Source organism: Chimaeribacter californicus, from assembly GCF_002858675.1.
Taxonomy (GTDB): Bacteria; Pseudomonadota; Gammaproteobacteria; order Enterobacterales; family Enterobacteriaceae; genus Chimaeribacter; species Chimaeribacter californicus.
In genome coordinates this window covers 179484-200174 of the sequence record NZ_PJZF01000007.1, presented here as the reverse complement: position 1 = coordinate 200174, position 20691 = coordinate 179484, and the positions used below count along the sequence as shown (strand labels likewise).

Annotated in this window: 20 protein-coding genes; 7 read left to right on the top strand and 13 right to left on the bottom strand. The window is 58.9% G+C overall.

From position 1 onward, the window contains the following. Positions 1-10 precede the first annotated feature (10 nt). The 4 genes from murJ to rimJ all read right to left on the bottom strand — a co-directional run bounded on the left by murJ (position 11) and on the right by rimJ (position 3871). The gene (murJ, locus tag CYR55_RS10795) at positions 11-1546 is read right to left on the bottom strand and encodes a murein biosynthesis integral membrane protein MurJ (protein WP_101816140.1); all 1536 of its coding nucleotides are present in this window, start codon (positions 1544-1546) and stop codon (positions 11-13) included. A 133-nt stretch (positions 1547-1679) separates the two neighbouring features. Next, complete coding sequence (locus tag CYR55_RS10790; protein WP_101816139.1) at positions 1680-2606, bottom strand: Gfo/Idh/MocA family protein; 927 nt, start codon at positions 2604-2606, stop codon at positions 1680-1682. An 11-nt stretch (positions 2607-2617) separates the two neighbouring features. After that, positions 2618-3277 carry a DUF480 domain-containing protein gene (locus CYR55_RS10785; protein ID WP_101816138.1) on the bottom strand — a complete coding sequence of 220 codons (660 nt, stop codon included), beginning with the start codon at positions 3275-3277 and terminating at the stop codon, positions 2618-2620. Positions 3278-3286: 9 nt separating this feature from the next. Then, positions 3287-3871, bottom strand: a complete 585-nt coding sequence (gene rimJ / locus CYR55_RS10780; protein WP_101816137.1) for a ribosomal protein S5-alanine N-acetyltransferase — start codon at positions 3869-3871, stop codon at positions 3287-3289. Between the two features lie 307 nt (positions 3872-4178). Between rimJ and mdtH the strand changes: the two genes are divergently transcribed. The 3 genes from mdtH to CYR55_RS10765 all read left to right on the top strand — a co-directional run bounded on the left by mdtH (position 4179) and on the right by CYR55_RS10765 (position 6940). Then, positions 4179-5384 (top strand): multidrug efflux MFS transporter MdtH, encoded by a 1206-nt coding sequence (gene mdtH / locus CYR55_RS10775; RefSeq protein ID WP_101816136.1) that lies wholly within the window; start codon positions 4179-4181, stop codon positions 5382-5384. Positions 5385-5547: 163 nt separating this feature from the next. Continuing rightward, on the top strand, positions 5548-6195 hold the full coding sequence (gene grxB / locus CYR55_RS10770; RefSeq protein WP_101816135.1) for a glutaredoxin 2: 648 nt from the start codon (positions 5548-5550) through the stop codon (positions 6193-6195). Positions 6196-6376: 181 nt separating this feature from the next. Next, positions 6377-6940, top strand: a complete 564-nt coding sequence (locus CYR55_RS10765; RefSeq protein WP_101816134.1) for a lipoprotein — start codon at positions 6377-6379, stop codon at positions 6938-6940. 70 nt (positions 6941-7010) lie between these two features. Here the strand turns inward: CYR55_RS10765 and CYR55_RS10760 are convergent, their stop codons facing one another. The 3 genes from CYR55_RS10760 to CYR55_RS10750 all read right to left on the bottom strand — a co-directional run bounded on the left by CYR55_RS10760 (position 7011) and on the right by CYR55_RS10750 (position 9693). After that, positions 7011-7589, bottom strand: coding sequence for a TorD/DmsD family molecular chaperone (locus tag CYR55_RS10760; RefSeq protein WP_101816133.1), 579 nt, complete (start codon positions 7587-7589; stop codon positions 7011-7013). 118 nt (positions 7590-7707) lie between these two features. Beyond that, positions 7708-8664: a 2-hydroxyacid dehydrogenase gene (locus CYR55_RS10755; RefSeq protein WP_101816132.1), complete on the bottom strand. Its 957-nt coding sequence runs from the start codon at positions 8662-8664 to the stop codon at positions 7708-7710. A 111-nt stretch (positions 8665-8775) separates the two neighbouring features. After that, positions 8776-9693 carry a LysR family transcriptional regulator gene (locus tag CYR55_RS10750; protein ID WP_101816164.1) on the bottom strand — a complete coding sequence of 306 codons (918 nt, stop codon included), beginning with the start codon at positions 9691-9693 and terminating at the stop codon, positions 8776-8778. A gap of 408 nt (positions 9694-10101) precedes the next feature. On the opposite strand from CYR55_RS10750, the gene CYR55_RS10745 reads away from it, so the two are divergent. Genes CYR55_RS10745 through CYR55_RS10730 form a run of 4 tightly spaced genes read left to right on the top strand, consistent with a single transcriptional unit; the run spans position 10102 to position 14166 of the window. Further along, entirely contained in the window at positions 10102-11622 is a 1521-nt protein-coding gene (locus CYR55_RS10745) for an amino acid ABC transporter permease/ATP-binding protein (RefSeq protein ID WP_101816131.1), read from the top strand. A gap of 29 nt (positions 11623-11651) precedes the next feature. Further along, positions 11652-12524 carry a phytanoyl-CoA dioxygenase family protein gene (locus CYR55_RS10740; protein ID WP_101816130.1) on the top strand — a complete coding sequence of 291 codons (873 nt, stop codon included), beginning with the start codon at positions 11652-11654 and terminating at the stop codon, positions 12522-12524. Between the two features lie 23 nt (positions 12525-12547). Next, the gene (locus tag CYR55_RS10735; RefSeq protein ID WP_101816129.1) at positions 12548-13378 is read left to right on the top strand and encodes an ABC transporter substrate-binding protein; all 831 of its coding nucleotides are present in this window, start codon (positions 12548-12550) and stop codon (positions 13376-13378) included. A gap of 56 nt (positions 13379-13434) precedes the next feature. Next, entirely contained in the window at positions 13435-14166 is a 732-nt protein-coding gene (locus tag CYR55_RS10730; protein ID WP_101816128.1) for a class II aldolase and adducin N-terminal domain-containing protein, read from the top strand. Positions 14167-14212: 46 nt separating this feature from the next. Here CYR55_RS10730 and argE read toward each other — a convergent pair whose 3' ends face one another. The 6 genes from argE to CYR55_RS10700 all read right to left on the bottom strand — a co-directional run bounded on the left by argE (position 14213) and on the right by CYR55_RS10700 (position 20515). After that, the gene (argE, locus tag CYR55_RS10725; RefSeq protein ID WP_101816127.1) at positions 14213-15361 is read right to left on the bottom strand and encodes an acetylornithine deacetylase; all 1149 of its coding nucleotides are present in this window, start codon (positions 15359-15361) and stop codon (positions 14213-14215) included. Further along, complete coding sequence (locus tag CYR55_RS10720; protein WP_101816126.1) at positions 15354-16028, bottom strand: DUF1028 domain-containing protein; 675 nt, start codon at positions 16026-16028, stop codon at positions 15354-15356. Before CYR55_RS10720 ends, argE begins: the two co-directional genes overlap by 8 nt. Beyond that, the gene (locus CYR55_RS10715; protein WP_072931107.1) at positions 16025-16459 is read right to left on the bottom strand and encodes a RidA family protein; all 435 of its coding nucleotides are present in this window, start codon (positions 16457-16459) and stop codon (positions 16025-16027) included. The genes CYR55_RS10720 and CYR55_RS10715 overlap by 4 nt, the downstream gene beginning before the upstream one ends. Positions 16460-16496: 37 nt before the next feature. Further along, positions 16497-17762 (bottom strand): flavin-containing monooxygenase, encoded by a 1266-nt coding sequence (locus tag CYR55_RS10710; protein ID WP_101816125.1) that lies wholly within the window; start codon positions 17760-17762, stop codon positions 16497-16499. 294 nt (positions 17763-18056) lie between these two features. Next, positions 18057-18998: a glyoxylate/hydroxypyruvate reductase GhrA gene (gene ghrA, locus CYR55_RS10705; protein ID WP_101816124.1), complete on the bottom strand. Its 942-nt coding sequence runs from the start codon at positions 18996-18998 to the stop codon at positions 18057-18059. A gap of 47 nt (positions 18999-19045) precedes the next feature. Next, the gene (locus CYR55_RS10700; protein WP_101816123.1) at positions 19046-20515 is read right to left on the bottom strand and encodes a peptide MFS transporter; all 1470 of its coding nucleotides are present in this window, start codon (positions 20513-20515) and stop codon (positions 19046-19048) included. Positions 20516-20691: the final 176 nt, after the last annotated feature.

The window sequence follows — 20691 nt, the reverse complement described above, 5'->3', positions numbered from 1 at the left end:
CACCCCGCAGTCAGACAGTACGGCGGGCAAAATCACGCAAGCGGAAGCCCAGCAGCATCAACACACCGAAATAGGCCACCACCCCGGCCACCACCACGGCCGCCAGGCGCAGCAGGCGCAACGGCATGGTGCCGGTTGCCCACTCCGGCATCAGCCACATCACGCCAATCAGCACCGAAGACATCACCACCACCGCCGCCAGCAGCTTCAGCAAAAACGGCGTCCAACCCGGCTGCGGCTGGAAAATTTTCTGTTTACGCAGCTGCCAGTAGAGCAGCGCGGCGTTGAGGCAGGCCGCCAGGCCAATCGACAGCGACAACCCGGCATGTTTCAGCGGGCCGATAAACGCCAGGTTCATCACCTGCGTCATCACTAGGGTGATTATGGCGATTTTGACCGGGGTTTTGATGTCCTGACGCGAGTAGAAGCCCGGCGCCAGCACTTTCACCACAATCAGCCCCATCAGCCCCACGGAGTAGGCCACCAGCGCGCGCTGGGTCATCGCCGCGTCAAAGGCGCTGAACTTGCCGTACTGGAACAGCGCCACCGTCAGCGGTTTCGCCAGGATCCCCAGCGCCACCGCGCTCGGCAAGGCGAGCAGGAAACAGAGGCGCAGCCCCCAGTCCATCAGGCGTGAATACTCGTCATGGTTGCCGCTGGCAAAGCTTTTCGCCAGCGACGGCAGCAGGATGGTACCGAGCGCCACCCCCAGCACACCGGACGGGAACTCCATTAACCGGTCAGCATAGTACATCCAGGAGACGGAGCCGGAGGCGAGGAATGAGGCGAAAATGGTGTTGATAATCAGTGAAATCTGGCTGACCGACACCCCAAGAATCGCCGGCCCCATCTGGCGCATGACCCGCCAGACCCCGGCATCTTTCAGGTTCAGGCGCGGCAGCACCAGCATGCCGATTTTACGCAGGTGCGGCAGCTGGTAACCGAGTTGCAGCACCCCGCCCACCACCACCGCCCAGGCCAGCGCCATCACCGGCGGGTGGAAGTACGGCGCGGCGAACAGCGCAAAGCCGATCATGCTGACGTTAAGAAACGTCGGCGCAAACGCCGGGATCGAGAAGCGGTTCCAGGTATTGAGGATTGCACCGACCAGCGAGGCGAGCGAAATCAACAAAATATAGGGGAACGTGACCCGCAGCAGTGCGGAAGTCAGGGCAAACTTATCCCCGGTATCAGCGAAGCCGGGCGCGGTGATGAAGATCACCCACGGGGCGGCCAGCATCCCGGCGACAGTGACCAGCGCCAGCGCCAGCGTCAGCAGCCCGGAGACATAGGCAATAAAGGTGCGGGTCGCCTCGTCACCCTGCTGGCTTTTGTATTCGGCCAGAATCGGCACAAACGCCTGGGAAAACGCTCCCTCGGCAAAGATACGGCGTAACAGGTTGGGCAGTTTAAAGGCCACGAAGAAGGCATCCGTTGCCATGCCTGCCCCGAATACCCGCGCCACGATAGCATCACGCGCAAATCCCAGCACACGTGAAAACATGGTCATCGAACTGACGGCAGCTAATGATTTAAGTAGGTTCATCTCTGTTTTTCTGTAGTGCAGCCCAAACAATAACGCCTGCAAATGCAGGCGTCAGGGGGTGGGCCGCCAGGCTCATGGTGCGCCTAGTCTACGTATCCGGCGCGTAATAGCCAGAGCCAGTTGTTACTGCCGGTTACTCCGGCAGGTCGCCCTCATACAGCAGCTGCTCAATCACCCGCTGCGCGTAAAGTGCCTGATCGCCCGAGGTTTCCGGCGCGGTATGGTTGCTGACGCAGTCGATAAAGTGCCGCACGGCGCCGTCAAAGCCACGCTGCACCAGCGTGCTCTGCCAGCCGGGCACCGGCCGTTCGGTAAGCAGGCCGCCCTGTTCCTGCGCCCAGTGGCGCATCTCATCCAGCTGGTAGACCGCGCCGTCACAGACAGCCTGCACGCGTTCGCGCTGGCTGCCGGCCCGGCGGTGCATGCTGGTGGTAACGTGGATACTGCCGCAGCGGAAATGGTGCTCGGCATACAGCATTTGGCCATGATCGTTACTGAGGATATCTCCCCCCTCCAGCATGGCATCACCGCCGCCCAGCCACAGCGCGGTATCCACCACATGCAGGTAATCATCCAGCAGGGTAAAGCGCGCATCCTGTGGGCCGACGCTGTCGCTGCGGTGTTTGTCCATGCGGATGGAGGCCGGTTGCTGCATCTCACTGCGCAACTGCCGGTAAAGCGGGGAGAACCGCCGGTTGAAGCCGACCATCAGCGCCTTGCCGTTGTCTTTGGCGATCTCCACCAGGTGCTCAGCCTGCTCCAGCGTTTCCGCCAGCGGCTTATCAACGTAAACATGCACCCCACGGTTGAGCAGATCGCTCACCACATGGAAATGGCTGGCGGTGCTGCTGTGCACAAACACCGCATCGCACTGCCCCGCCAGCTCATCCAGCCGGGAGAAGGCGCGCATCCGGTAGGCGCTGCACACCTGCTCTGTTTTTTGCTGATTGGGCGAGAAACCGCCCACCAGCGTCCACGCACCGGCATTGGCCAGCACCGGCAAATACGCTTTCTGGGCGATGTCGCCCAGCCCTACCACACCCACTCGCAAGGTCGTCATGGTCTGCTCCGTTAGTTGCCCAGCCGGGCTAACAGCATGTCAAGGCGCTCATGTAATTCAGCCACCTGGGACTCCAGCCCGGCGACGCGGGCCTCCAGCGAGCTGGTCTCAGTGTTGCCGGCCGCGCCGGTACCGGCCGGGGCAGCGGGTTCAGCCGGGGCAGTCACCGCGCCGCTGAACAGGTGCATAAAACGGTGCTCGCGCTTGCCCGGCTCACGCGCCAGGCGCACCACAAACGGGCCGTCTTCGCGCGTCTCCAGCCCGGCCAGCGCTTGTTCGGCCTCGCTGACGTCGCTGAACTCATAGAGCCGGGCGGCGCGGGTACGCAGCTCCCCGGCCGTCTGTGGCCCGCGCAGCAGCAGCGTGGTCACCAGCGCCACTTCCGGCGCGGAGAATTTCAGGTTGCCGAACTCGGAATTACAGAACCTGTGCTCATATTTCAGCGTGCGGCTGCCGCTGACGCTGCGGATCAGGTGCTTTTTCACCAGGAGATCCAGCGTCTGCTGCACCTCACTTTCGCTCAGCTCCAGCACCGGGTCGCGGTTGGTTTTCTGGTTACAGGCGGCGGCCAGGCTGTTCAGGGACAGCGGGTAGAGCTCCGGCGTGGTGATCTGCTTCTCCATCAGGCAGCCGATGACCCGGGCCTCTTCAACACTCAACGGATGTTTCATCATGCTCCTTTAGCGTGGCGGCACCCAGTCATGGCAGGTCAGCGCCGTCAAAATGTGATCCTGCCATTTGCCGTTAATCAGCAGATAATCTTTGGCATAACCTTCACGTTCAAACCCCAGCCGCGCCAGCAGATCGCCGCTGCGCTGGTTATGGGGCATATAGTTCGCCATGATGCGGTGCATCCGCTGCTGGCGCTGCATATAGCGGATGGCGGATTGCAACGCCTCATACATCAGCCCCTGGCCCTGCCACTTCTCCCCCAGCGAGTAGCCGAGGAAGCAGGCGTGAAAAGAGCCGCGCAACACATTGCTGAAGTTGGCCACCCCGACAATCTCACGCTCATCCGGGTCGAGCAGGATAAAGTAGTAGGCGTTACCCTGTTTGTGCAGGTCGGCAATCAGCCCCAGCCGCGCCTGCCAGCCGGAGGGGTGGCAGTGGCTTTCGTCCCGCACCGGCTCCCAGGGTTTGAGAAATGCCCGGTTTTCGGCGTAATACTCCGCCAGGCGGTGGGCATCCCGCTCATGAACCAGCCTGACGACCAGCCGGTCTGTGGTCAGGCGTACCTTTGGTGATGCCGAGCGATAGCCAAACATCCATTCCCTCCGCTCTCTGGACAGGTCGATAAATCATCTTTATGGGGCTGCTGCCGGTATTGCCTGCCAGGATTGCCGGCACTTATCACCGAGCATAGACCACCCCACGGCCATGTGCTGACGGGCAGCACCGGGACGCGGCACCGCTCATAAAAATTTACCCGCATTCTCGCTTATCGTTAACCGCTTGACGATAAAAAAATATTATCTATCCGCCACCTGTCTAACGCCCGCGTTCAGGTTCAGAATAGAGGCCCTTTTCCCCCTTCTGGCCCGCCGCCCGGTGGCCGCGTTTACAGGATGTGTCATGTCATTGGTTTCACAGGCAAGGAGCTTGGGCAAATATTTCCTGTTAATGGATAATTTGCTGGTGGTACTGGGATTTTTCGTGGTGTTCCCGTTAATCTCCATCCGTTTTGTCGATCAGCTCGGCTGGGCCGCGCTGATGGTGGGTATTGCGCTGGGATTGCGGCAGTTTGTGCAGCAGGGGCTGGGGATTTTCGGCGGCGCGATTGCTGACCGCTTCGGCGCCAAGCCGATGATTGTCACCGGCATGTTGCTGCGGGCCGCCGGGTTTGCCGCGATGGCAGAAGCTGCCCAGCCGTGGCAGCTCTGGCTGGCCTGCGTGCTCTCCGCCCTCGGCGGCACGCTGTTTGACCCGCCGCGCACCGCGCTGGTGATTAAACTGACCCGCCCGCATGAGCGCAGCCGCTTCTACTCCCTGCTGATGATGCAGGACAGCGCCGGGGCGGTGGTGGGCGCGCTGCTCGGCAGCTGGCTGTTACAGTATGATTTCCGGCTGGTCTGTTGGGTGGGGGCGGTGATTTTTATCCTGGCGGCCGCCTGGAACGCCTGGCTGCTGCCTGCGTACCGTATCTCCACCGTGCGTGCGCCGATGCGTGACGGGCTGGCGCGGGTGATGCGTGACCGGCGGTTCGTGACCTATGTGCTGACGCTGACCGGCTACTACATGCTGGCGGTGCAGGTGATGCTGATGCTGCCGATCATGGTGAATGTGCTGGCCGGATCAGCCGCCGCCGTGAAATGGATGTACGCGATTGAAGCCTGCCTGTCGCTGACGCTGCTCTACCCGGTGGCGCGCTGGAGCGAAAAGCGCTTCCGGCTGGAGCAGCGGCTGATGGCCGGGCTGTTGCTGATGACGCTCAGCCTGCTGCCGGTCGGCATGGTGCACAGCCTGCATGCCCTGTTTGCCCTTATCTGTCTGTTCTATTTCGGCGCGATCATTGCCGAGCCCGCCCGGGAGACGCTGGGCGCCTCCCTGGCGGACAGCCGGGCGCGCGGCAGCTATATGGGCTTCAGCCGCCTTGGGCTGGCACTGGGCGGGGCCATCGGTTACACCGGCGGCGGCTGGATGTATGACACCGGCCAGGCGTTTGGCCTGCCGGCCCTGCCCTGGCTGCTGCTGGGCGCGGTAGGCGCGGTGACGTTGCTGGCGCTCTACTGGCAGTTTAACCAGCGCCGCATAGAGCCGGCGATGCTCGGCGGTAACTAGCTGATTTTCTTTTCCCTGTCTCCAGCCCGATGGCCCGGCACCTGCCGGGCAGTTTGATCTCCTGCTATTCCTTACCCATACTTTCCTTTCGCACATGCGGGCATGCCACCGGCCGGGTTCCGGCCGCTTGCCCGTGATGGCAAACCTGAAGGAGCATGAAAATATGAAACTCTATGTCTATGAACATTGTCCTTTTTGTGTCAAAGCGCGCATGATTTTCGGCCTGAAAAACGTGCCGGTGGAGATCAGTGTTCTCGCCAATGATGATGAGAAAACACCCATCTCTATGGTCGGCCAAAAAATGGTGCCGATTCTGCAGACCGAAACGGGCGGCTTCATGCCGGAGAGCATGGATATCGTGCACTATATCGACAAAAAATATGGCAAACCGTTGATCACCGGCAGCACCAACCCGGCCATTGCCGCCTGGCTGCGCCACGTCAACGAATACAGCGCCCGCCTGCTGCTGCCGCGTTTTGCCCGCGCCAATTTTGAAGAGTTTGCCACCCCGGAAGCGCGCCGCTATTTCGTGAACAAAAAAGAGGCCACGCTCGGCAGCTTTGACGAACATTTGCAGCACTCCCCCGGCCTGATTAAGAAGATAGGCCAGGATCTGCACGATCTGGATAAGCTGATCGTGGAGCCGAATGCCGTCAACGGCGAGTTGTCCGAGGATGATTTCAGCCTCTTCCCGCTGTTGCGTTCACTGACCATCGTCAATGGCGTCACCTTCCCGACCCGCGTGGCGGAATACCGTGACAATATGGCGAAACAGACTCAGGTCAACCTGCTGAGCAGCGTCGCCCAGTAATCCTGCCGCCGCCGGGCTGACCGGCGGCGCTTGCCCCTGCCGATTGCCCCTCGATTTCCTTCCCTGTTCCCCATGGAACTCCTGCGCCATTTCGCCGTCCAAGAGGGCGTCCGTTTGCCGGCCCGGTAAGCGGGCGAGGATTTTGGCTCACGAGGAAAACTTTTGGTTCATGAGGAAAACAATGAGAACCCGCTTTTTAGGGGCCGCGGCCCTGATTTTTGCCGGTCTGCTTACCGGCTGTAACCAACTCACGCAGTACACACTCAGTGAACAGGACGTTAATCAGTATCTGCAAAAACATAACAAATTTGAGAAACAGCTGGGCGTGCCGGGGCTGGTTGAGGCACACATTGTGCTGACGAATCTCAACAGCCAGATTGGCCGCAGCCAGCCGGATCGCGTGACGCTCAAAGGCCACGCCGCCATCAGCATTACCTCCCTGCTCGGCCCGCAACAGGCAGAGATGGATCTGACCATGGAAGCGCGGCCGGAGTTTGATAACGAGAAAAAAGCGATTTTCCTGAAAGATCTGCAACTCACGGACTACGCGGTGCAGCCGGAAAAAAGGCAGGGCATGATAAACACCCTCAGCCCGTACCTGAACCAGGCGCTGAAAAGCTATTTTGACCAGCGCCCGGCCTACGTGCTGAGCGCCGACCGCAGCAAAGGCGAAGCGCTGGCGATGCGGCTGGCCAAAGGGCTACAGGTGAAGCCGGGCGAACTGGTGATTCCGTTTACCCAATAACCCCGGGCCAGCAATAAAAAACGCGCCGGAGAGGCGCGTTTTTTATGGTCACGGTGCAGCACCGTACCCGCTACTCTTCTTCCGCCGCGTCATCGTCACCGGCTTGCGCCTCGGCCAGCTCATCCCACATCGCCTGAATCGCTTCCCGGCTCAGCAGCGCCAGCGTGCGGTAGAACGGCGTGGCCGCATGGGCCTCGACTTTCCCCAGGAAACGCCCGCACCACGGCAGTAAATAGTCATCAAACAGCGCGATCTGCGCCTGCACCTCATCCGCCTGTGACTGATCTTCCAGCCACGACGCCGCCAGCAGCAGCGCGCCGATGTGGTCAGCCGGGGCATCGCTCAGCGGCATCCCGCGCTGTTGCAGGAAGGCGCGCACCTCCGCCTCCGCGATCGCCGCGTCATAGTCATGGGCATAGGCTGACACCGCCGCCTCACTGCCGAACAGCGCCTGATAATCTGCCGTCACCGCCGGGAGATCCGCCGCGCCCTGCTGCAACCGGGCCAGCAGCTCGTCCTGCTCCAGCGGCCAGTGCTGCGCCAGCTTGCCTTCGCGGATCAACGTAAACAGCGGCGCGACCAGCGGGTCTTGCGGCGAGCGGTTAAACAGCGTACCCAGTACGCGGCAGACAATCGAAAACTCATTCATCGGGCTTTACCTGTAAGGCGAAAAATTGGCGAGACGATGTCACAGATCGGCCCGTTCTGCAATCACCGGGGTATGGCAGCAGCATGGCACCTCCCGCCTGCCGCGCCCGCTGAAAAGGTTAATAGCCCAGGGTACGATCGAACACCAGAGGTAACGCCTGCCCGGCGCGATCGGCCTGAATGATGGTGAGGGCGTGTTGCGCTTTAGACTGGTGAGAAATCAGCGAGGCCACGTGGCTTGTCACAATAACGCCGGGATGACACCAAAGGGGATCGTCCTCAGGCAAAGGCTCCTGTGGGAAGACATCCAGAATAGCGCCGCTTACCCGGCCACAATCAAGGGCATGTAATAACGCATCATGCCGGAGCTGACGGCCGCGCCCTACGTTAATGATCCCCGCGCCGTCCGGCAATTGCGCCAGAAAGTCATCATTTATGATCCCCCGGGTTTCTGCGGTGTCCGGCAACAGATTCACCATGATCTGGCTGCGCGTCAGAAAGGGCGACAGCCCTTCCGCGCCAAAAAAACCGGCCACACCCGGCACCGTTTTGGCGGAACGCGCCCAGCCATGAACGCTAAACCCATTCGCCAGTAACCGCTGTGCAACGGCCGTTCCCAGGCGGCCCAGCCCCAGGATGCCGACGGCGGTTTCACTGGCCAGGCCGCCCGTCAGATGGGCGGCCCAGCGTTTATGCCGTTGCGCCTGAATAATGTCCGGGAGCCGGCGCACTAACATATAACAGGCCATGGTCACATAATCGGCCATCCTGGCCGCCGTTTCAGGGGTGACCATCCGGGTAATCGGGATATCCGGGGGGAGTGCGGTATCAGCGAGAATGTGATCCACCCCTGCGGCTTCGCTGAGGATGACACGCAGATGAGGATACCGGGCTAACTGCCCCGCCTCCGGTTCCCATACCAGCACGTAACGCACACTTAAGGGATCCACGGAAGCATCATCCCAGGCCGCGAGCCGTAAATCCGGCAGGCGGGAGGAAAAATAAATTTTCCATTCTGCCAGCTCAGCGTCAGTCAAAAAATTAATCAGTAACGTCTCTTGCTCAGTTATTTTCATTTTTCACGTCGGGTTAGCGTGTGGAAAAGCGCACGGGTCAGATGTGCAGCGGATTTATTATCATCAATGTGGCGCAAATGTGGTGCAATGACCTCCGCCGGCGGTAAAACCCTACCCGGTATGGGGTGGCGTTAATTCGATACTGCGGCAATATTCCATAAAAAGCCTGGCCGGCCGTGTCGGCTCATTATTTTTTAAATACGCCATCACCAGCGTCGAGGCCGGCATATCATCCTCAATCTCCACCTGCGCCAGACAGCCTCCATCATAGGTCATGATGGAATAGGGGCGGGTGACTAATACAGAGAACCCCAGCCCCTGCCCAACCATGCATCTCACCATTTCAATTGAAGGTGAACTGTAAGCCACGTCCGGGTAATACCCCTTATCTCTGAAAATATTAATGAAATAATTTTTACTGGGGATAGCATCCAGCAACACCATGGGCTCGCGGCTTAATTGATGAAGTGTCACACTTTTATTTTTCGCTAACGGATGGGCGGCCGGCAATAGCGCATAAGGTTTATGCGGCGCATTTAATTCCTCTTTATGGATGTCATTTCCCAGCTCCAGATCGTAAAGAAAAGCCACATCAAACCGCCCCCGGTGCAGCCCATGCATCAGCTCATGCTGCTCGCCATCATTCAGTTGAATGGTAATATCCGGATAGATTTTTTTAAATCCCGCAATAAGTTTCGGCATATATAACGGGGCAGCAGATTCAAAACAGCCGACCGCAATAGTGCCGGATACCACCTCGTTTTCTGCACGGGAGTTTTGCTCAAATTCATAAGAGAGGCGTAAAAGATCTTTTGCCTTATCATAAAACCGGCGCCCGCCCGGCGTCAGGGAGACCCCTTGCGCATGATGCCGGATAAACAATTGCTGATCAAAGGCATCCTCCAGGTTTTTAATGGCAATAGAGATGGAGGGCTGGGCAATATGCAATTGCCGGGAGGCTTCTGCAATGCTTTCCATTTCGACAACGGTGACAAAATACCTGAGCTGCTTGAGTGTAAAATGCATCATCATTTAACCATTTAAATAGTATCATCATGTAACATTATTTATGATGATAAGCCGTAAGTGATGAAAGCAATCCCCATGCCAGATATTTTTATTAATCCGTAAAAGCTGAAACTACGCGCCTGTTTCTTTTATCGTTTGATAATGCTTTTCTTATTGTTGTTTTTATGCCCGGATTATCCGCCAAAACAGCCTGTCGGCCCGCCTATTTTTCTTGCCTCATTTTAGCGCAAGGCATGCCCTCAAAAGGGGCGGCCTGAGGCATAGTTTTTTTTAATCCAAAGGCCAAAAAATTACTAATTGCCTCTTTTATCCTGCTGCCGCCATAGTGTAACTGAAAAGTTAATGCGCGGTTCAAAAGCCTTTTTGTGACGCGGCATAATTCCTTTAAATACGGTGAGCTAATTATCCATGACGTTTAACTGGAACTATATGTTGGGTCTGCTGAGTGATGCTGATTTTTGGCTGGCGACCTGGACAGTAATAAAACTGAGCCTGTTGACGTGGGTAATCAGTATCGTACTGGGTTTTATCCTGGCATTGGGCAAACAGTCCACTAACCTCTTTCTGAGCCTGCCCGCGCGCGGCTATATCTGGTTGTTCCGCAGCCTGCCGCTGTTGGTGTTACTGATTTTTGTTTATAACCTGCCGCAGGCAGTACCGGCCTTCTCTGCCGTGCTGGGCGACCCCTTCTGGGCCGGGCTGCTGGCGATGGTTATCTGCGAAAGTGCCTATATCGCCGAGATTCACCGGGGTGGACTGTTGTCGATCCCGAAAGGGCAGCGCGAAGCCGCACATGCGCTGGGGTTACGTTTCGCCGGCATACAGTGGCGTGTGGTGATCCCCCAGGCGTTGCGCGTGGCGTTGCCGGCCCTGGCAAATGAATATATCGCCATCGTCAAACTCACCTCGCTGGTGTCGGTGATCTCCCTGACAGAAATCCTGATGGTGGGGCAGCGGCTCTATTCGCAGAATTTCATGGTGATGGAAACCATGGCGGCCGTGGCATTTTATTACGTGCTCGTGGTGACCGTGTTTGATGGGCTGCTGAAATACCTGGAGCGCGCCCTGGATGTCACGCAGCGCAAGACCACCCGCGTGCCCGGTGCGGCCATGCTGGCCCTGGCCACCCAGGAGCGGGCAGCGGTGGCCCGCCCCTTCTCCGGCAGCCCGGACCCGGCACTGCAGGCCTCAAATTTGCATAAAGCCTATAACAATGTCGAAGTGCTGGGGGCCGTTAACCTGCAAATTCAGCCGGGCGAAGTGGTGTCGGTAATCGGCCCCTCGGGTTCCGGGAAAACCACGTTAATACGCCTGCTTAACGGCCTGGAACAGCTTGATAACGGGGAGATCAAGATTAATGGCCAGCCTTTCCTGCAGCTGCAGCGTCAGGGTGCGCAAAAGCCACGGTTTATCGAAAATGCCGAGCATCGCCTGAATATTGGGATGGTGTTCCAGAATTTTAATCTTTTCCCGCACCTGACCGTCATGAATAACCTGCTGCTGGCCCCGCGCTACCACCGCCTGGCGCCTGCAGACGAGTTAACACAGTACGCCTGCATGCTTTTACATAAAGTGGGCATGCTGGAACACGCCTGGAAATACCCGCATCAGTTATCTGGTGGGCAGCAGCAGCGTGTGGCGATTGCCCGCGCATTGATGATGCGCCCGCAAATCATGCTATTTGACGAACCCACGTCAGCCCTCGATCCGGAAAAAATCAATGAAGTCCTGCAGGTCATTGAAACCCTGGCGCAGGAGGGGATCACCATGATGATCGTCACCCATGAAATGAATTTTGCATTCAAAGTCTCTGACCGGGTTGTTTTTATGGAAAAAGGACGCGTGGTCTGCGATGACGCGCCGCAGGCACTGCGCAGCGGGAAACACCCCCGCGTAGAAGCCTTCCTGAAGGATGTTTTGCTGGCTTAACCATTCACACTTTTCTTAGGGGAAATCTCATGATCGAGCAGTGGCAGGTAGAGCAGTTTCATCAACAAGGTTATCTGGTCGTGGAAGGTGTTTTATCCGCCGACGAGGTCGCCGCGCTGCAACATGACTTTGACCAGTGGGTTGAAGAGAGCCGGGCACGCAGCGATGCCTGGGGAGAAACGCAGGATGGGCGGGCGCGTTTCGATCTGGAGAGCGATCACCGCGCCGATCATCCCTCGTTGCGCCGGGTCAGCTCCCCTACCGAGATCTCACCGGTGTATGCGCGCGCGGCATTACAGTCCCGCATGGCACAGATTGCCGGGAAACTGATTGGCGGCAGCGGCACCCGTTTTCACCACAGCAAAATCAATTCAAAACTGCCGCACACCGCCACCCAGGTGAAGTGGCACCAGGATTTTCTGTTCACGCCACACAGCAATGATGACATCGTCACCGCCCTGCTGATGGTCAGTGAAGTGACCCCGGAAAATGGCCCCCTGAATGTGATACCCGGCAGCCATAAGGGGCCACTCTGGTCACACTGGCAGGATAACCGGTTTACCGGCGCGGTGGATGATGCGGTGGTGTCTGAACATTGCCGCCAGCCCGTTGCGTGTTTCGGCCCTCCGGGTTCGGTCTGTTTCATGCATACCCGCTTGCTGCATGCCTCCAGCCCCAATGTCACTGAATTACCCAGGACGCTCTTTATCTGTGTGTATGCCGCTGAAGACAGCCTGCCCTATGGTGAAAACCCTTTACCCAGTCAACATGCCGGCGTGATGGTGGCTGGTGATGAGAGCGGGCTGGTGCGCAGCACCGATAACCAGCTGCGGCTGCCGCAAAAACCGCGCGGCGCGTCCTTTTTTGTTCAACAGGCTGGGAAAGATCCCGCGATTGCCTGACCTCTTTTTCCATTGGAGCTGACATGAAGCCATTACGTACCGTTGCCCGCCCTGTTGCCCTGTGCCTGAGCGCCGCCCTCGCGCTGGCCTCTTTTAGTTCACAGGCTTTCCTCCAGCCCGGGAAAATCATCGCCGGGTCAGACATGACCTTTTTTCCCTATGAATACGTTGAGAAAAACCGGCCGGTGGGCTTTGATATTGAATTCCTTGATGGCCTGGCAAAAATGATGGGGCGCAAGGCGGAAAATATCGACACCCGCTTTCCCAACCTGATCACCGGCCTGCAAGGCGGGCGCTTCGATATCACCAACTCCTCGATGTATATCACTGCTGAGCGCCTGAAAGTCATCGATATGGTGCCTTACCTGAAAAGCGGTGAAGCTATTTTGTCGCTGAAAGGAAATGATTATCAGCCCAGGCGCCCGGAAGATTTTTGCGGCCACAAGATAGGCTCCATGGGGGCCACCTCCTGGTTGCAACAGCTGCAAAAGCTCTCCACTGACTATTGCGTCAAGAAAGGGTTAAAGCCCATTGCGTTGAGCGAATACAGTACCGATCCGCAAACCACCCAGGCCCTGCTGTCACATGCGGTTGAGGCACAAATCACCGATGCAGCGGTGGCCAACGGGGTGATTGAGAAATTGGGCAGCCGCATCGTCATCTCCTCCGACACCCTCATCTACCCGGTGTTGAACGGGTTTGGGGTGAAAAAAGGCAATGACGAGGTGAAAAAAGCGCTGACGGATGCGCTGGAAAAATACCGCCAAACACCGGAATACGCGGCGCTGCTGAAGAAATATAACTTCCAGCCGCCCAGCGAGGACGACATCAGCACCCTGATGCCCAAACCCTGATCACTTATCGGCGTGCCCCCTTACGCCGGGGCACGCCATGCCTGACGAGATAATTTATGGCACTTTCCTTTGAAGAAAAAACACGTATTGACCTGGCGGCGACGTTTCGCATCATCGCCCATCTGGGGATGCATGAGGCCGTGGCGAACCATTTCAGCGCCGCCATTTCCCCTGATGGGAAAGACTTTTTGATCAACCCGAAGTGGAAACACTTCTCCCGTATCCGCGCCAGCGATCTGTTACTGCTGAATGCGGACGACGCCTCCAATGCAGAGCGTGATAATGTGGATGCCACCGCCTGGGCCATTCATGGCCAGATTCACCAGCGCCTGCCGGAAGTGCGGGTGGTGCTGCATTTACACCCCGTCTATACCACCAGCATCGCCTGCCTGGCGCACCCCCATATCCCGCCGATTGACCAGAATACGGCGCGCTATTTCAACCGCGTGGCGATCGATACGCTCTATGGCGGTATGGCTGACTCAGTGGAAGAAGGCGCACGCCTTGCCGATCTGCTAGCAGGAAAACGCCGCCTGCTGATGGGCAACCACGGCGTCATGGTGACCGGGCAGACGATTGGTGAAACCTTTGATGATATCTGGACGCTGGAGCGGGCCTGCCAGATTCTGGTGACCGCCTGGTCTACCGGCCAGCTGCTGAAGGTGCTGTCTGATGACGTTGCCGAGAAGACCGCGCAGGACTGGGAAAAAATCAGCGACTTCTCCCGCCGGCATTTTGAAGAGATGAAACAACTGATGATTGAGTCTGATCCTTCGGTGATGGATTAACGGCCGCGGCTGCCGCCCGTGCTCCGGCGGCAGCCTCCGCATTCCCTCAGGCCCGCATCCACCGGCAGAGGTTGCCCAGCATCTGCATACAGCGCGCAAGTTGATCAAGGCTGACATACTCGTCGGGTTTATGGCCCTGTTCCATACTGCCGGGGCCGCATACCAGCGTGGCGATGCCCGCCTCATCAAATAAACCGCCCTCCGTGCCGAACGCTACGGTCTGAAAATCGTCACTGCCGCTCCATTGCATCATCCACTGCGCAAAGGCCGACTGCGGGTCGGTTAACAGCCCCGGGTAGTAGCTTAAGGGGTCAAACTGAATGGTGCAGTGTGCATCCACCTGTTTCATCATGGGCAGCAGCGTGTGTTGGGCATACTCCTGTAACGCGGTGGTGACATCCGCCACCTCGGCTCCCGGCAGGCTGCGGATTTCGAAATCAAACCGGCAATCTTGCGGCACGATATTCAAGGCGGTGCCGCCCTGAATAGTCCCCACCTGTAAGGTGCTGTAAGGCGGGTCAAAACGGCTGTCGCGCTGCGCTGCCAGCCGCTCGCTCAACGCCTCCAGCCGGGTGATGAGCCGGGCCGCATACAGGATGGCATTCACGCCTGAGGGTGCATACGCGGAATGGCAGGCGTGCCCACGCACCTGACAACGCATGGCAAGTTTACCTTTATGGCCATACACCGGCCGCATCTCCGTGGGCTCCCCGATGATGCACATGGCCGGTTTTTCTGCACAGGCGTTGAGATAGGCCACCAGGCTGCGTACCCCGAGGCAGCCTACCTCTTCATCATAAGAAAAGGCCAGGTGGAGCGGCATCCTGAGCGGCTGTTCCAGAAAATTCGCCAGCGAAGCCAGCATGCAGGCGAGAAAGCCTTTCATGTCGGCACTGCCGCGCCCGTAGCAGCGCCCTTCCCGCTCGGTGAGGCTGAAGGGCGGCACGGTCCAGCGCTGGCCGTCAGCCGGTACCACGTCGGTATGGCCGGACAGCATGACGCCGCCCCCGCCCGGCGGCCCCAGCCGGGCATAAAGGTTCGCTTTACGTCCGTCCTCATCATAAAAGCGCTGCGAAGGAATGCCGTGCTCCGCCAGGTAGTCATGAATGAAATCAATCAGCGCCAGATTGGACTCGCGGCTGGTGGTATCAAACGCGAGCAGCCTCGCCAGCAGGGAACGCACGGATTCATTCATCGCCCGGCACACCGTAGCTGGGCGCGTCACGCGGATCCAGCGCGCGGGTGAGATAAGCCTGCATTTGCGGCTCATAGGCGAGCCACAGCGTGTGAAGTTGCCCGACCGGGTCTTCCTCCGCCCAGTCAACGCGGAGATCGACCACAGGCCAGGTGTAATCCTCAACCACCTTCACCGCGGCCGAATGCAGCGGCCCCGCTTCCCCACCGCGCGCCAGCCCGGCCTGCAGGGCGCCGATCAGGCGCCCGGTCAGCTCCCCGCTGGAGGCGGTAAATGCGTCCACCATGGCGCCAATCACGGCTTTGTCCGCCAGCATGTTGCCCGCGGCGACACAGTTTTCCCCCTGTGCCGTATGCCAGATGCCCAGCGTTTTATCCCCGCTGAACATCGCCGTGCTACCGTCCGCGCCGATGACCGCCACCTGGCGGTATTCACTGAACCGATCTTCTGCCAGCGCACTTTTCATCGCCTGTTGCGGGCTTTCGCCCGCCTCCAGATTGGCCAGAATCTGCTGCCCCAGCGCGGGCAAGGTGATATTTTGGCTGGAGACCGCGCCGACACCCGCCTGTAGCCAGGGGCAACGTGCGCCGACCGCGATGCTGGAGGAGCTGATCGCGATGCCCAATTGCCCCGACTCCGGGCACCGGGCGGTAATAGACAGGGTCATACGGGCTCCTTAGCGTTCCAGTCATCGGGGATCACGGCAATCACATCAATTTCCATCAGCCATTGCGGTTGCGCCAGCGCAGAGACCACCAGCCCGGTTGAAATGGGAAATACCCCTTTCAGCCATTTCCCCACTTCCAGATAGATAGGTTCGCGATAGCGTGGGTCGATGATGTAGGTGGTGGTTTTCACAATGTGTGACAGGTCACTGCCGGCCTCTTCAAGCAACTGCTTGACGTTTTTCATCGCCTGCTCAGCCTGCGCACGGGGATCGCCCAGCCCCACCAGGTTGCCTTCAAAATCAGTGCCTACCTGGCCACGGACATAAACCGTGTTCCCGGCGCGGACGGCCTGGCAGAGATCGTTATCCAGGGCCTGGTTCGGATAGGTTTCTTTGGTATTAAACATACGGATGCGGGTATGTGTCGGCATCATCTGTTTCCTGTGAGTTGACGGGAATGAAGGAGTATCAACGTTCTGACGTAGTCTGGTAATGCTGGTATTGGCGCTGAATGGCAATCTGGTCGGCGATGTATTTTGCATCGTGCCACACCCCCCAGATGAAGGTTGACCCCCGGCGCGAGAGCCAGGGAAGCCCAAGAAAATAGACGCCCGGCTCGCTCGATACCCCGCGATGATGCTGCGGTTTATTCTGTTCATTAAAGGCATTCACCTCCAGCCAGCGATAATCGGCGACGTAACCGGTCGCCCAGATAATGGCGGTAATGCCTGCCTGGGCGAGGTCGATTTCCCGCGTGGGGGCGGTCATGCAGGCGGGATCAGGCAGAAAATGGCGCGCCTCTGGCTCTTCCGGCAGGTCGAGACCGTTCTGGGCAATGTAACGATCGGCGGCGTCCAGCAGCGACAGGTAATTGGCGTCCCCGCGGTTGATATTCCCGGCCAGATCCGGGTGAAAGCTCACCACGCCCTGATGGAAAGCGCTCGTCAGCCCGACCAGATTGATGCCCTGTGCAGCCAGTTTGCGGAAGTCGACGGTGTGTCCGCCTCGTGCGCCGCTTACGGCAATGGTGACATGCTCTTTGCCGGGCTGGCTGGCTGCCGCATCCCACAACCCCAGCACGCCCAGCCACCAGCAGAAGTCCCGGTTGCGATAGCTGCGCGGCGGGCGATCGTGCGGGCCGACGGAGAGCCAGACCTTTTTCCCTGCACGCTGCAATTCATCGGCAATCTGTACACCGGATGAACCGGCACCGACCACCAGCACGCCGCCCTCCGGCAATTGCCCGGGGTGGCGGTAATCGGCAGAGTGAATCTGGAAGAGGCGGTTATCCTCAGGCGCAATCGCCGGGATAACCGGGCGCTGAAATGGGCCGGTGGCCGCGACAATACGTTGCGCTTCAATAATGCCGTCGGAGGTTTCAACGGTAAATCCCGGCCGCCCCGTATTGCGGGTCGCCCTTTTTACTTCGACGCCGGTTTGAATCGGCGCATCGAATTTTTTTGCATAGGCAACAAAATAGTCAGCCACATCCTCTTTTGCGACAAAACTGTCCGGTGTGTAACCCGGAAATTCCATCCCCGGGAACCGGTCATGCCAGGCGGGGCCGTTAGCCACTAAGGAATCCCAGCGTCCGCTGCGCCATGCTTCTGCAATGCGGCTTTTTTCCAGTACCAGATGGGGAATACCCAGCCGGCTCAGATGCTCACTCATCGCCACACCAGCCTGACCTGCGCCGACTACCAGTGTATCGATCTCTTTTTTTTCAACCGTCATTTCAGTGTCCTTCAAATAACTTCAGGCCAGGATTAATACCTGATAATGAATTTCCAGATTATTTGAGAAGCGGGGGGCGGTAAAATATTATTAAGCTAGCGTCTGGATAGAAAATAATGAGGCAGGCGTCCGGCCGGAATGAGCGAAAATCTTTTTTGCTTGCCGTGACGGCATGATTTTATATTTTGTCTTACAGCATTAAACCGGGTTCTGCGTATTTTATCGTGCTCATGGTCAATGCCTTGTTGGGTGCCGCCGCCGCAGCAGCACCCTGATACACCGCGCAGCGGAGAATCAATAACCGCGATCCCGGTCAACCAGCCCGGCGGGGGTTTTCCCCTGCTCAATGGCGCGGATGTTGGCGACGATCTGGTCCATCGCCTGTGCCGGCAGGGTCACGGCAGCGATGTGCGGCGTCACCGTAACGCGCGGGTGCGACCAGAACGGGTGCATGCGTGCCAGCGGCTCATCGGCAAACACATCCAGCGCGGCGGCCGCCACCTGCCCCTGCTCCAGCGCCGTCAGCAGATCGCCCTCTTTCAGGTGTGCGCCGCGCGCCGCGTTGATCAGGTACGCCTGGGGGGCCAGCTGTTTCATCAGCGCCAGATCGAGGATGCCCACGGTTTCCGGCGTGTTCGGCAACAGGTTGATCAATAGCCGGGTACCCTTCAGGAACGCCGGTAAATTATCGCGGCCGTGGAAACTCCCGACGCCCTCAATCTGTTTCGGGCTGCGGCTCCAGCAGCGCACAGTAAACCCGAGCCCCACCAGCGCCTGCGCCACCTGCTGCCCCAGCACCCCGGCCCCCATAATGCCGATCGGGAAGGTCTCCTGCCGGTGCGGTTTCAGCGGCTGCCACTGTTTTTGCTGCTGCTGGAGCTGGTACTCATCCATCCGGCGGAAAAAGCGCAGCACATAGGCCAGCACATACTCCTGCATCTGCTGCCCCATGCCGGTGTCTTCCAGCCGCAGCAGCGGCACGCCCGCCGGCAGCGTGCCCGGTGCCTGTTGCTCCTGCGCCAGAATGGCATCAACGCCTGCGCCCAGGGCAAAAATGCCCTTCAGCCCGCTGCGGCTCGCCAGCATCTCACGCGGTGGCTGCCACACCAGCGCATAGTCCGCCGGGGCGTCATCCCCGGGTTGCCAGACGCGCACCTGCGCCTCCGGCAGGCGTTGCGCCAGCCCAGCTATCCACGTCTGGCTGTTAAAGGTCGGATGATAAAAAAGGATGTTCATACTCTGCCCTCCTGAAGTTATTCCATGTCCATCGGCGCGCGGCGGGTTCAGGCGGCCGTGCGTTGAATCAGTTTACGCAGCAACGGCATCAGCACCAGTAATACCACCCCGGTCGCCACCGCCCCCCAGCCTAACGAGGTGAAGACAGTGCCGTAGCCGGGGTTGGTGGCCAGCGGCGTATTGCCGCTGTTTTGCGGCATCAGCCCGGAGATATACCCGGCCAGCACCGAGGCAACGCCGGTGACCATCATCCAGCAGCCCATCATGATGCCCTGGTAACGCGCCGGGGCGAGCTTGCCGATCATCGCATAGCCAATCGGTGAGATCAGCAGCTCCCCCAGGCTTTGCAACACGTAGCTGATCACAATCCATTTAAACGCCACCAGCCCGTCCGCCCCCGCCAGTGAGATCCCCACCGGCAGCACCAGCATACCCAGCCCGATGCAGAACAGCGAGGCGGAAAACTGCAACGGGATGTCGATGCGCCGGCCGCGCAGGCGCAGGCGGCTGAACAGCCAGGCCATCAGCGGCCCGCCCACCACGATCACGATGGTATTGATGTTCTGCACCCACTGCGGGGCGACGCGCAGGCCATAGACGTTCAGGTCAATATTGTGTTCGGTAAACAGCATCAGGCCCATCGGCGCCAGCTGGTAGATCATCCAGAACACCAGCGACCCCAGCGCCAGCAGCAGGTAAGCGACCATGCGGCGGCGTTCATCGCGCTGCGGGTGGCGCAGCGTGACCACCATCAGCGCCAGGAAGATCAGCGCGCCCAGCGTCACCACAAAGTAGCCGCTGAAACCGGCGTGGGTCAGCAATACGCGGATCAGCGGCACCAGCAGCAGCAGAATCGCCACCCCGATCAGCATATTCAGGCGGAAGCGCCCGCGTGACACCTCATTCAACGGGGTATTCACATCTTTCAGGATGCGCCAGCGCAGCAGAGTAATCACAATCGCCAGCAGGTTGCCGAAGGTGGCAAACAGGAACAGCGCGCGGTAGTTTTCACTCAGCTGGAAATAGCCGGCCACGGCAAAGCCGATAAAGAAGCCGAGGTTCATGCCGGCATAGTTCCAGAGGAAGGCTGACTCACGCCGTTCATCCTCCGGGCGGAAGCGCTGCGTCAGCATCATATTCAGGCAGGTGACGTTCAGGCCGCTGCCGGTCAGGAACATCGCCAGCCCCCAGTAGAGCCCGCTGACCCCGGCGGTGGCGATCAGCCAGCAGCCGATCACCTGCAACACCATGCCCAGCACAAACAGGTTGCGGTTGCTGAGGTAACGCCCGCCGAGGTAGCCGCCGAACATGTGCAGGCCATAGTTGAAAGCGCCGAAGACGCCCATCATGGCGTTGGCACTGCCCTCACTGAAGCCGAGTTTTTTGGTGGCATAGAGCACCAGCGTGGAGTAGAGCACGGCGAAACCGAGCGTGGCGAAGATCTGGATGAAAAAAAGTGTCCCGGCACCGGCAGGGATGTGATGCCCGGCCTGCGGTGTAGTGGATGTGTGACGCATAAAACCCCTGTATTTCCTTAGCACGATGCCAATCCGGCATCCGGCGGCGCGCTGCCCTGCCCGCTGTGCCCGGTTATTTTATTCCTGACCGGCGTCAGGCATTTTTTTCTATTTAGCGTCACGTGCCGCCGGATTGCCAGCTTTATTAGCAGGCTATTGATTGTTTAATCATTATT

Excerpts from the sequence above, each read along its gene's own strand:
- murJ (WP_101816140.1), bottom strand. The coding sequence starts at position 1,546 with ATGAACCTACTTAAATCATTAGCTGCCGTCAGTTCGATGACCATGTTT.
- CYR55_RS10790 (WP_101816139.1), bottom strand. The coding sequence starts at position 2,606 with ATGACGACCTTGCGAGTGGGTGTGGTAGGGCTGGGCGACATCGCCCAG.
- CYR55_RS10785 (WP_101816138.1), bottom strand. The coding sequence starts at position 3,277 with ATGAAACATCCGTTGAGTGTTGAAGAGGCCCGGGTCATCGGCTGCCTG.
- rimJ (WP_101816137.1), bottom strand. The coding sequence starts at position 3,871 with ATGTTTGGCTATCGCTCGGCATCACCAAAGGTACGCCTGACCACAGAC.
- mdtH (WP_101816136.1), top strand. The coding sequence starts at position 4,179 with ATGTCATTGGTTTCACAGGCAAGGAGCTTGGGCAAATATTTCCTGTTA.
- grxB (WP_101816135.1), top strand. The coding sequence starts at position 5,548 with ATGAAACTCTATGTCTATGAACATTGTCCTTTTTGTGTCAAAGCGCGC.
- CYR55_RS10765 (WP_101816134.1), top strand. The coding sequence starts at position 6,377 with ATGAGAACCCGCTTTTTAGGGGCCGCGGCCCTGATTTTTGCCGGTCTG.
- CYR55_RS10760 (WP_101816133.1), bottom strand. The coding sequence starts at position 7,589 with ATGAATGAGTTTTCGATTGTCTGCCGCGTACTGGGTACGCTGTTTAAC.
- CYR55_RS10755 (WP_101816132.1), bottom strand. The coding sequence starts at position 8,664 with ATGAAAATAACTGAGCAAGAGACGTTACTGATTAATTTTTTGACTGAC.
- CYR55_RS10750 (WP_101816164.1), bottom strand. The coding sequence starts at position 9,693 with ATGATGCATTTTACACTCAAGCAGCTCAGGTATTTTGTCACCGTTGTC.
- CYR55_RS10745 (WP_101816131.1), top strand. The coding sequence starts at position 10,102 with ATGACGTTTAACTGGAACTATATGTTGGGTCTGCTGAGTGATGCTGAT.
- CYR55_RS10740 (WP_101816130.1), top strand. The coding sequence starts at position 11,652 with ATGATCGAGCAGTGGCAGGTAGAGCAGTTTCATCAACAAGGTTATCTG.
- CYR55_RS10735 (WP_101816129.1), top strand. The coding sequence starts at position 12,548 with ATGAAGCCATTACGTACCGTTGCCCGCCCTGTTGCCCTGTGCCTGAGC.
- CYR55_RS10730 (WP_101816128.1), top strand. The coding sequence starts at position 13,435 with ATGGCACTTTCCTTTGAAGAAAAAACACGTATTGACCTGGCGGCGACG.
- argE (WP_101816127.1), bottom strand. The coding sequence starts at position 15,361 with ATGAATGAATCCGTGCGTTCCCTGCTGGCGAGGCTGCTCGCGTTTGAT.
- CYR55_RS10720 (WP_101816126.1), bottom strand. The coding sequence starts at position 16,028 with ATGACCCTGTCTATTACCGCCCGGTGCCCGGAGTCGGGGCAATTGGGC.
- CYR55_RS10715 (WP_072931107.1), bottom strand. The coding sequence starts at position 16,459 with ATGCCGACACATACCCGCATCCGTATGTTTAATACCAAAGAAACCTAT.
- CYR55_RS10710 (WP_101816125.1), bottom strand. The coding sequence starts at position 17,762 with ATGACGGTTGAAAAAAAAGAGATCGATACACTGGTAGTCGGCGCAGGT.
- ghrA (WP_101816124.1), bottom strand. The coding sequence starts at position 18,998 with ATGAACATCCTTTTTTATCATCCGACCTTTAACAGCCAGACGTGGATA.
- CYR55_RS10700 (WP_101816123.1), bottom strand. The coding sequence starts at position 20,515 with ATGCGTCACACATCCACTACACCGCAGGCCGGGCATCACATCCCTGCC.